Source organism: Brevundimonas sp., assembly GCF_036405315.1.
GTDB lineage: Bacteria > Pseudomonadota > Alphaproteobacteria > Caulobacterales > Caulobacteraceae > Brevundimonas.
Window position 1 is genome coordinate 22,679 of sequence record NZ_DASWXW010000107.1, and the last position, 6,140, is coordinate 28,818.

Below are 6,140 nucleotides of genomic sequence, written 5' to 3' on the forward strand. Positions count from 1 at the left end.
TTGATCCTCCCCGTCGCGTCGCTTCGAGAATTTCGTGCAAGACACCGTCCGCCGCATCCTGACCGCCCGCGTCTATGACGTGGCCGAGGAAACCCCTCTGGACCCGCTGAAGCGACTGTCGGCGCGGATCGACCGCCCGGCCCTGCTGAAGCGCGAAGACCTGCAGCCGGTCTTCTCGTTCAAGATCCGCGGCGCCTATAACAAGATCGCCGCCCTGTCCGAGGCCGAGCTGGCGCGCGGCGTCATCTGCGCCTCGGCCGGCAATCATGCGCAGGGCGTGGCCCTGGCGGCGGCGAAACGCGGCGCGGCCTCGACCATCGTCATGCCGACCACCACGCCGGGCATCAAGGTGGCGGCGGTCAAGGCCCTGGGCGGCGGCGTGGTCCTGCACGGCGACAGCTTCGACGACGCCTACGCCCACGCTCGCAAGCTGGAACAGGAAACCGGCGCCGCCTTCGTTCACCCCTTCGACGACCCCGACGTCATCGCGGGCCAGGGCACGGTCGGGCTGGAGATCCTGCGCCAGCACCCGGACCCGATCGACGCCGTCTTCATCCCCATCGGCGGCGGGGGCCTGGCGGCGGGGGTGGCCGCCATCGTCCGCTTCCTGCGGCCCGAGACGAAGATCATCGGCGTCGAGCCCGCCGACGCCCCGACGATGAAGAGCGCCATCGCCGCCGGTCATGTCGTGACCCTGGATCAGGTCGGCCTTTTCGCCGACGGGGTGGCGGTGCGTCGGGCGGGCGACGAGACCTTCCGCCTGTGCCGCGACCTGCTGGACGAGATCGTTCTGGTCGACACGGACGCCATCTGCGCGGCGGTGAAGGACATCTTCGACGACGTCCGCGCCGTGGCCGAGCCCTCGGGCGCGGTGGCCCTGGCGGGGCTCAAGGTCTGGGCGGCGCGCCATCCCGGACGCGGCGCCCTGGTGGCGGTCAACTCCGGCGCCAACGTCAACTTCGACCGGCTGCGTCACGTGGCCGAACGGGCCGAGATCGGCGAGGGCGCCGAGGCCCTGCTGGCCGTGGCCATGCCCGACCGCCGCGACGACTATCACCGCTTCCTGCAAAGCCTCGACGGCCGCTCTGTCACCGAGTTCAACTACCGCTGGTCCGGCGACGGCCGGGCGCAGATCTTCGTCGGCGTCTCGCTGAACGGCGGGGGCGCCCTCAAGCAGCCGAGCGCCGCGCGCGAGACGATAGGACAAGAAAAGGAGACGTTGATTCAACGTCTCCGCGCCGACGGCTACGCCGTCGAGGACATGAGCGACAACGAGACGGCCAAGCTGCACGTCCGCTACATGGTCGGCGGGCGCACCATCGGCCTGCCGCACGAGCGGCTGCTGCGCTTCGAGCTCCCCGAACGCCCCGGCGCCTTCCTGCGCTTCCTCAACAGCCTGCAGCCCGCCTGGGCCCTGACCCTGTTCCACTATCGCAACCACGGCGACGACGTAGGCCGGGTGCTGGCGGGCGTCAGCGTCCCGCCGGATCAGGCGGCGGCCCTCAGCCAGGCGCTCGACGCCCTCGGCTACCCCTATGTGGACGAGACCGACAATCCGGCCTGCCGCCTGTTCCTGGACGGGGCGGCCTGACTAGAGCAGGCCCGTCGTCGCGCCCTCGTGCGCCAGCAGCCAGCGTTTGCGCTCCAGCCCGCCGGCATAGCCGGTCAGGGTTCCATTGGCGCCGACGACACGATGGCAGGGCACGATGACCCCGACCGGATTGGCCCCGTTGGCCAGGCCCACGGCGCGCACGGCGGCGGGCTTGCCGATCGCCTGGGCCAGCTGGCCGTAGCTCCAGGTCTCGCCCGCCGGAATGGTGCGCAGCGCCGCCCAGACCGAACGCTGGAAGTCGGTGCCCCCGGTCTTCACCGCAACCCCGTCCAGGGCCGTGGCGTCGCCGCCGAAATAAGCCTGCACCGCCGCCCGCACCGCCTCGGGCGCGCGCCCGTCGGTCAGCACCACCTCGCCGTAGTGGCGGGCCAGCAGCTTTCGCATCCGCGGTTCATAGTCGGTGAAGTCGAAGGCGCGCACGGCCCCCTCGGCGTCCGTGACCAGCAGCACCTCGCCCACCGGCGAGGCGATGCGGTCGAGGGTGAAGGTCTCAGGCTGCGTCTTTTTCATCGTCCGTCTCCATCATTGCAGCGCCGTCGATCCCTGCTTCCCGCAGGTGCAGCGCGCCATAGGCCCGCCAGGGCCGCCAATGCTCGGCTCGGTCTGCGAGCCGTTCGTCTTCAAGCCTGTCGCTGGCCATGTCGCCCCCCGCATCCAGCCAGTCGCCGGGCAGGCGCAAGCCGGGGCGCGCCCGCAGCCGGAGAGCCAAAAGGGGATCGCTCGACAGGTCGCGCTGGATGGCCTCCGGGTCCGCCGACAGGTCGAACACTCGCCGCACCCGCGCCAGCACGCCGGGCAAGGCCCTCAAATCCGAGGCCGCGACCGTCACCGCCAGCCGGTTCCCGCTCTCGAACCGGGCCGAGACCTCGCCGGTCGCGCCGTCCACGTCAACCGTCAGAGCGCGCCGCCAGACCGCGTCGGCGACCGTCTCGCCGCGCGCTCTCAGCGCCGCCATCATGGCCTCGACCTCATAGGGCGGACGATAGGGCAGGCTCAGCCGCACCCCTTCATGCGCCTTGGCGTCGCCCGGCTTCTCGGCCCGTCGGCGCAGGGTCGAGGGCGAGCGGCCATAGAGACCCTGGAACGTCTCGTTGAAGCGCCGCACGCTGCCGAAGCCCGAGGCCAGGGCCACCTCGGCCATGGCCAGGTCGGTCTGGTGGATCAGGGCCTTGGCCAGCAGGACGCGGCGCGTCTGGGCCACGCTGACCGGAGCCGCGCCCAGATGTTGACGGAACAGGCGGCGCAGGTGCCGCTCGCCCACCCCCAGACGGGCGGCCAGACCCTCGACGTCGCCTTCGTCCAGAGCGCCCGCCTCGATCAGACCCAGCGCCCGGCTGACGGTGTTGGAGGTGCCGCGCCAGGCCCCCATGTCCGGCGCCGTCTCGGGCCGACAGCGCAGACAGGCGCGAAACCCCGCCTCCTCCGCCGCCGCCGCCGAGGCGACGAAGTTCATGTTCTCGCGCTTGGGCGTCCTGGCAGGACAGACCGGGCGGCAATAGATCCCCGTCGTTTTCACGCAGGTGAAGAACCGCCCGTCGAAGCGCGGGTCGCGCGTCAGCACCGCCCGATAACAGGCCTCCTGATCCAGACTGTCGCGGGCGTCTTCCATGCCCGCAACATGCGCCCGCCGCGCCGCCCTGTCTCGCGGTTTTCGGACATGGCGGCGCCAGGCCGGCTTAGCGGTCGCGCGCTGTCGCGATCCGCCACAGGTTCTGCACGATGCTGAAGCCATAGCCGATCATGGCGATCACCAGCCCCCAGCTGAGCACCGCGCCCAGGGTCACGGCGGTCTCTTCCAGTCCGCGTCCTTCCAGACGCAGCGCCTGCAGCAGTTCCGTGCCGATCCGGTCGGCAGGCCCGCCCACCACCTTCGCGACCTGCTCGCCCTGGCTCAGGGTGAACCACCAGCCCGCGTCGAACAGGCGCCAGACGATCCAGATCGCGGCCCCCGCCAGCGGAACCCTCAGCGCCCAGGTCACACGATCCGCCCCGCCGCGCGCCACCGTCACGGCGTCCACCGCCAGCCCGGCCACCACCCCGGCCAGGATGACGCCATAGAGGGCGGACCAGATCGGCGCCGCCGCCACCGCCACCTCGCCGCCGCGCAACGTGAACTGGCTCAGTCCGTCGAAACGGATCACGCCCATCCACCACAACAGGAAGACCCCGCCGAAAATGAGAGACCACAGGGCGTCGACCGCGCGCGGCGTCTCGACGCTCACGCCCCAGACCTTCGTCCCCTTGGGCAGCCCCTCGGCCTTCGCCTTTTCGCTTCCGCTTATTGACGCGCCCCACTTGGCCGGATCGGCCAGACCGAAGGCCGACAGGTCGCGCACCCGCCATTTGGTCAGCCAGGCGGGCTTGATATCGTAATGCTCCATGATCGCCCCGGCGAGCGTCAGCGCCCCCAGCAGCGTCAAGGCGGCCAGGCAGGGGACGAACGGCGATGTCATTTACCACCTGCATGGTCGCGGTCTGGATGAGCGAATCTGGAATGACGACACCTACCTGACGGCCATGCTGCAGGCGCAGTGGCGAGATCGCGGGACGCCGCCGCCTACGGTGGTGACGCTCTCCTATGGAGGGACTTGGCTGCTGACGCCCAAGGGAGCGCGTCCCGAAAGCGGCTTGCTGGACGACATGATGAGCCGCCTGCCCGAGATCGAGGCGAAGATCGGCGCGCCCCGCCGTCGCCTTCTGATGGGCGAGTCCATGGGCGGCCTCAATGTTCTGGTTACGGGGCTGTCCCGGCCGCAGTCGTTCGACAAGATCGCGGCCCTGTGTCCGGGGGTCTACGTCGCGTCGCCGTTCGGTCCTCTGTCGCAGACGAAGGCGGCGATCGAACGCACGGGGGCCAGTCCCAAGATGGCCTTCGGGATCTGGCTGCTGGCGCGCAAATATCTTGCCGACGAAGCTGAATGGCGTCGCATCTCGCCGCTGGCGCTGATCGAGCGTGCTGGGCCGGACTTCCCTGCGCTCTACCTGTCCAACGGACTCTACGACGCCTACGGCAACCATGAAGGGTCTAGATCGGGGCTCAGCGTTCCAGTGCGGATCGGGAGCGTACATGGCGGGCGAGGAATCTGAGGCTGGTGGTTCTGTGCGAGGCTGAGCCGATGTTAGCTGGTCTGGCTAAATGGTCGAGTTTTCCAAGTCAGTGAGAGCGGCCCCAAATTGCACCGCTCCGAACTGGTCCTGACAGTGCGCGCTTGGACGTCGCCGCAAGGGCTGGAACCATTCGGTAACGGTCCCGTTTGTCGCTCGGCTGAGCTGGAACGGGTTGTGCGATGCACATCGATGTCATCGAGGAGTTCGACGCGCTCGAAGGCGTGCGCGGCGACTGGGAGGCGGCCTATGCAGCTGACCCAGACGCGAGTCTTTTCATGTCATGGCGCTGGATCGCCGACTGGCTGGCGGTGCGCCCGACGGTGTGGCTCGTGCTCGCGGCCAAGCCGAAGCAGGCGGACGATCGCTATGTCGCCTTCCTGCCTCTGCGGATGCAGGTGCATTTCGACAAGGAGCAAGGCTTCTTCAACGAGCTGTATCTCGCCGGCGGAGGAATTTCCGACCACGCGGGCGTCCTGATCCACCCCGACTTCGAGACCGCCGCCGTTTCGGCCTTCACCGACCATCTGCGCAGAAAGCTCAACTGGGCCAAGTTGACCATGTCCAACCTCTGGATGTCCGACAGGCGGCGGCGGCTTTTCCTGTCGGCTTTCGACGAGCTTCGCTTCGTTCATAAGGACATCGACTACGTCAACAAGGCAACGAATACGGACAACAGCGTTTGTCCCTCGATCGCCCTGCCGTCGGACTGGGATGCCTATCTGGCGACCCTCAGCGCCAACAACCGGCAGAAGATCCGTCGCTGGCTGCGCAAGGTCGATGGGGCCGAGGATTACGACATCGCCCTGTCCGGCGTCGAAACCTACGCCCGCGACATCGACATGCTGCTGGCTCTGTGGAAGAGCAAATGGGGCCCTCGCAAGGGCGCCAAGGCCGAGGACCTCGTCCGACGCAAGCGCGCCATGCTGACCCGTTGCGCCGCGAACGGAACCCTGTTCCTTCCGGTGTTCCGGCACGGCGGTCGCCCGGTGGCCGCCCTGGCGATCCTGGTCGACCACGCCAAGAAGGCGATGCTGTTCTTCGTCGCCGGCCGAGACGAGACCTACGACAAGGCGCCCGCCGGCTATCTGCTGCACGCCAACAGCATCCGTCACGCCATCACCCAGGGCTTCGCCACCTATGATTTCCTCAGCGGCGACGAGCCGTACAAATATCTGTTCGCCTCGCAGGAAGGTCGGGTGAGGGCCTGCTCCGTGGCGACCAGGAGCGGACGCAACCTGGGCGACGCCCTGGACCCCAGAGGTCTGGACATCATGCGCGAGATGGCGCTCGAGTTGGAAAAGACGAACGAGATTTCCGCCGCCGAACGCGCCTATCGCCAGATCCTGACGATGCGGCCGGACGACGCGCTGACGCTCTACCGCCTCGGCCGCCTCCTGGCGAGGAGAGGCGACCACGCCGA

The 6,140-nt window shown here is 68.7% G+C and carries 6 protein-coding genes; 3 read left to right on the plus strand and 3 right to left on the minus strand.

The window, feature by feature from the left end:
* Window positions 1-34 precede the first annotated feature (34 nt).
* Window positions 35-1,591 (plus strand): threonine ammonia-lyase, biosynthetic, encoded by a 1,557-nt coding sequence (ilvA, locus tag VGE49_RS06455; protein WP_331033737.1) that lies wholly within the window; start codon window positions 35-37, stop codon window positions 1,589-1,591.
* On the opposite strand, the gene VGE49_RS06460 is transcribed toward ilvA, so the two are convergent.
* From VGE49_RS06460 to VGE49_RS06470, 3 genes are all read right to left on the minus strand, one after another.
* On the minus strand, window positions 1,592-2,122 hold the full coding sequence (locus tag VGE49_RS06460; protein ID WP_331033738.1) for a methylated-DNA--[protein]-cysteine S-methyltransferase: 531 nt from the start codon (window positions 2,120-2,122) through the stop codon (window positions 1,592-1,594).
* Complete coding sequence (locus tag VGE49_RS06465; RefSeq protein ID WP_331033739.1) at window positions 2,103-3,221, minus strand: bifunctional transcriptional activator/DNA repair enzyme AdaA; 1,119 nt, start codon at window positions 3,219-3,221, stop codon at window positions 2,103-2,105. Before VGE49_RS06465 ends, VGE49_RS06460 begins: the two co-directional genes overlap by 20 nt.
* Before the next feature lie 67 nt (window positions 3,222-3,288).
* Window positions 3,289-3,993: a hypothetical protein gene (locus tag VGE49_RS06470; protein WP_331033740.1), complete on the minus strand. Its 705-nt coding sequence runs from the start codon at window positions 3,991-3,993 to the stop codon at window positions 3,289-3,291.
* Here VGE49_RS06470 and VGE49_RS06475 point away from each other — a divergent pair.
* Together VGE49_RS06475 and VGE49_RS06480 are read left to right on the plus strand one after the other, a co-directional pair.
* Complete coding sequence (locus tag VGE49_RS06475; protein ID WP_331033741.1) at window positions 3,992-4,699, plus strand: alpha/beta hydrolase-fold protein; 708 nt, start codon at window positions 3,992-3,994, stop codon at window positions 4,697-4,699. The genes VGE49_RS06470 and VGE49_RS06475 overlap by 2 nt on opposite strands.
* Before the next feature lie 200 nt (window positions 4,700-4,899).
* The coding region (locus tag VGE49_RS06480; RefSeq protein ID WP_331033742.1) for a GNAT family N-acetyltransferase at window positions 4,900-6,140 on the plus strand (1,241 nt) is incomplete at its 3' end.